The sequence below is a fragment of the Micromonospora sp. M51 genome (assembly GCF_018070305.1).
Classification (GTDB): Bacteria; Actinomycetota; Actinomycetes; order Mycobacteriales; family Micromonosporaceae; genus Micromonospora; species Micromonospora parva.
In genome coordinates, this window is record NZ_JAGPXZ010000612.1 from 1 (window position 1) to 3,811 (window position 3,811).

Below are 3,811 nucleotides of genomic sequence, written 5' to 3' on the forward strand. Positions count from 1 at the left end.
CCTCGATGTAAGGAGTCATAGCGATCAGGCTAATTACGCCACGAGTGCGTTGTCCAGACCTTGTTGCACATCTTTTGCAACTGCGAGAAGATGGCGAGGCGATGATCAGAGCGGCGCCGGGCCCGGCGCTTCCGCCCGGCCCGGCGTCCTCGTCCCGCGCCGTCAGACCGCGGCGTCCACCAGGCTCTCGTCGGCCCGGGTCGGCTCGTCGCGACGGGCCAACCGCAGCGCTCCGAGCAGGACGCCCAGGCCGGCCAGAGTGAGCGCGGCACCGGCCCAGATCGGCGAGGTGTAGCCGAGCCCGGCGGCGATGGTCACACCGCCGATCCAGGCGCCCAGCGCGTTGCCGAGGTTGAACGCGGCGATGTTCGCCCCGGAGGCCAGAGTTGGTGCCTGCTGGGCGTACCGCATGATCCGCATTTGCAGCGGCGGCACGGTGGCGAAGCCGAACCCGCCCATCAGCACCAGCGCGACGATGGTCAGCACCGGGTTGGTGGCGGTCAGCGCGAAGCCGACGAGCACCACGGTGAGCACCGCCAGGACGGTGACCAGGGTGCGCGACAGGGACCGGTCCGCCGCCCGGCCGCCGAGCAGGTTGCCCGCGAAGAGCCCGGCTCCGAAGAGCACCAGCAGCCACGGCACCGTGCTGGAGGCGAAGCCGCTGACCTCGGTGAGCGTGTAGGCGATGTAGGTGAACGCGCCGAACATCCCACCGAAACCCAGGACGGTGATCACCAGGGAGAGCCAGACCTGGGCGTGGGTGAAGGCGCGCAACTCGCCGCGCAGCCCGCCGGCCGGCCGGTCGGCGTCGGCGGTGTCGCCCGCCGGGATGAGCGCTGCCAGCCCGACCAGGGCGACCACGCCGATGGCGGTGATCGCCCAGAACGTCGACCGCCAGCCGAAGTGCTGCCCGAGGAAGGTGCCGAAGGGCACGCCGAGCACGTTGGCGATGGTCAGGCCGGCGAACATCATGGCGATGGCACCCGCCCGGCGCGCGGGTGCGACCAGGCCGGCGGCGACCACCGCGCCGATGCCGAAGAACGCGCCGTGGCAGAGCGCGGCGACGATCCGGCCGGCCATCATCACGGCGTAGTCGCCGGCGATCGCGGAGAGCAGGTTGCCGATGATGAAGAGCACCATCAGGCCGAGCAGGACCGGTTTGCGCGGCAGTCGGGTGACCGCCGCGGTGAGGGCGACCCCGCCGACGGCCACGCTGAGCGCGTAGCCGGAGATCAACCAGCCGGCCACCGGTTCGGTGACCGCGAAGTCGGCGGCCACCTCGGGCAACAGCCCCATGATGACGAACTCGGTGAGCCCGATGCCGAAGGCGCCGATGGCCAGCGCGATCAGGCCGGGCGGCAGGGACTTGTGGCGTACGGACATGGTCTTCCCGTCGAGAGGGGGCAGATGTGAGGCGTGTGCAACTACACGCGCCAGCAACGAGATACTTGCACGCGCTTTATATCGGCGCAAGCGTGGTAGCCTGGCATCCGTTCAGATCACACCGAGGAGGCAGCCATGGGCATCGCGGACGACGCGGTCGAGATCCGCGCCCAGGGTTGGCGCACCCTCGCCGCCCTGCACGGGCTGATCGAGACGTCCCTGGAACGCGCCCTACAGGCCGGCCACGACCTCTCCGTCGTCGAATACACAGTGCTCGACGCGCTGTCCCGCCAGGACGGCTGGCACATGCGGATGAGCCAGCTCGCCCGCGCCGCCGCGCTCTCCGGCAGCGCCACCACCCGGCTGGTCACCCGCCTCGAACAGCGGGGGCTGCTCACCCGGATCCTCTGCGCCGACGACCGGCGCGGCATCTACACCGAGCTGACCCCGGCCGGCTCCGAGCTGCTCGCCCAGACCCGACCGACCCACGACCGGGTGCTCACCGAGGCGCTCGCCCAGGCGGAGGCCACCCCCGAGCTGGCACCACTGGTCGACGCCCTGCACCGGCTGCCCGCCGCCCGCTGACCGCCCCGCCGGCCGGCGCGACGGCGGGCGTACGGTACCCGCAGCCCCACCGGGACCGCGCCAAGGAGGCAGCCGATGCAGGACCGCACCCCTCGTCCGGAGGAGCTGGAGCCGATCGAGCGCGCCGGCATCGACGAGCTGCGCGCCCTGCAACGCGACCGACTGCGCTGGTCGCTGCGGCACGCGTACGACAACGTGCCGCACTACCGGCGGGCGTTCGACGCGGTCGGGGTGCACCCCGACGACTGCCGGGATCTCGACGACCTGGCCCGCTTCCCGTTCACCGGCAAGGCCGAGCTGCGGGAGAACTACCCGTTCGGCATGTTCGCCGTACCCCGGGAGCGGGTCGCCCGCCTGCACGCCTCCTCCGGCACCACCGGCCGCCCGACGGTGGTCGGCTACACCCGCGACGACCTGCGCACCTGGGCGCGCCTGATGGCCCGCTCGATCCGCGCCTCCGGCGGCCGGCCGGGTGACCGGGTGCACGTCGCGTACGGCTACGGGCTCTTCACCGGCGGTCTGGGCGCGCACTACGGGGCTGAAGAGTTGGGCTGCACCGTCATCCCGGTCTCCGGTGGCATGACCGAGCGTCAGGTCATGCTGATCCGCGACTTCGAACCCGAGGTCATCATGGTCACGCCCAGCTACCTGCTGGCCATCGTGGACGAGATGCGCCGCCAGGGCATCGACCCGCGGTCCACCTCGCTGCGGGTGGGCATCTTCGGGGCCGAGCCGTGGACCGAGGACATGCGCCGGGAGATCGAGCAGCAGCTGGACATCCACGCCGTCGACATCTACGGGCTCTCCGAGGTGATGGGTCCCGGTGTGGCGACCGAGTGCGTCGAGACCAAGGACGGGCTGCACCTCTGGGAGGACCACTTCTACCCGGAGATCATCGACCCGGTCACCGGGGCCGTGCTGCCCGACGGCGAGCGCGGTGAGCTGGTGTTGACCTCGCTGAGCAAGGAGGCGATGCCGGTCGTGCGCTACCGCACCCGCGACCTGACCCGGCTGCTGCCCGGCACCGCCCGGCCGATGCGCCGGATCGAGAAGATCACCGGCCGGACCGACGACATGATGATCCTGCGCGGGGTGAACATCTTCCCCACCCAGATCGAGGAGCTGATCCTGCGGATCCCGCAGTTGTCGCCGCACTTCCAGTGCGTCCTTGACCGGCACGGCCGGCTGGACACCCTCACGGTGCGGGTGGAGCGGCGCGCCGGCGTCGCCGTGGATGCCGCCGAGCGGGCCGGCGGCACGCTGGTGCAGCTGGTGAAGAACACCATCGGCGTGAGCGTGGCGGTCGACGTCCTTGCCCCGGACACTGTGGAACGGTCGATGGGCAAGATGCGCCGCATCGTCGACCAGCGGCCCACCTCGACGTCGAACCCGACATAGGATCCCGCGCATGCGTGTGCTGGTGGTCTCCGCCCCGCTCGTCGGGCACGTCTTCCCACTGGTGCCGCTCGCGGTCGCGCTGCGCGACGCCGGCCACGACGTGCTGGTGGCCACCGGCGGTGGGGGCCTGGCCGCCGCCGAGGCCGGTCTGTCGGTGCACGACATCGCGCCGGGCTTCGACTTCGGGCGGATCGCGCTGCGGGTCTTCCCTCGCCATCCGCTGATCGCCCGCGCGGAGCTGGCCGGCACCGCCGGCACCCGGGGCGCCGGCCTGCTGTTCGGCGCGCTCAACGACCAGCTCACCGACCCGGTGGTCGCGCTGGCCACCGACTGGCGGCCGCATCTGGTGGTGTACGAGCCGTTCGCGGTCGCCGGTGCGGTCGCCGCCGCGCGCCTCGACGTGCCGGCCGTACGCCAGGAGAACGCCCTCTTCGACGGCCGGGAT

At 71.7% G+C, this 3,811-nt stretch carries 3 protein-coding genes and 1 pseudogene; 3 read left to right on the plus strand and 1 reads right to left on the minus strand.

The window, feature by feature from the left end:
* Nucleotides 1-162: 162 nt before the first annotated feature.
* On the minus strand, nt 163-1,383 hold the full coding sequence (locus tag KBX53_RS25530) for an MFS transporter (RefSeq protein ID WP_245233475.1): 1,221 nt from the start codon (nt 1,381-1,383) through the stop codon (nt 163-165).
* Between the two features lie 135 nt (nt 1,384-1,518).
* Here KBX53_RS25530 and KBX53_RS25535 point away from each other — a divergent pair, with 135 nt between their 5' ends.
* The 3 genes and pseudogenes from KBX53_RS25535 to KBX53_RS25545 form a co-directional block, all read left to right on the plus strand.
* On the plus strand, nt 1,519-1,968 hold the full coding sequence (locus KBX53_RS25535) for a MarR family winged helix-turn-helix transcriptional regulator (RefSeq protein WP_030327558.1): 450 nt from the start codon (nt 1,519-1,521) through the stop codon (nt 1,966-1,968).
* A gap of 75 nt (nt 1,969-2,043) precedes the next feature.
* A complete protein-coding gene (gene paaK, locus KBX53_RS25540; RefSeq protein ID WP_210862057.1) occupies nt 2,044-3,366 on the plus strand; it encodes a phenylacetate--CoA ligase PaaK in 1,323 nt (440 codons plus the stop codon).
* 10 nt (nt 3,367-3,376) lie between these two features.
* A pseudogene (locus KBX53_RS25545) lies at nt 3,377-3,811 on the plus strand (glycosyltransferase); the annotation flags it as partial.

What these genes read in the sequence shown, in the direction of transcription:
- paaK (WP_210862057.1), top strand. Translation starts at nt 2,044, where the DNA reads ATGCAGGACCGCACCCCTCGTCCGGAGGAGCTGGAGCCGATCGAGCGC.
- KBX53_RS25530 (WP_245233475.1), bottom strand. Translation starts at nt 1,383, where the DNA reads ATGTCCGTACGCCACAAGTCCCTGCCGCCCGGCCTGATCGCGCTGGCC.
- KBX53_RS25535 (WP_030327558.1), top strand. Translation starts at nt 1,519, where the DNA reads ATGGGCATCGCGGACGACGCGGTCGAGATCCGCGCCCAGGGTTGGCGC.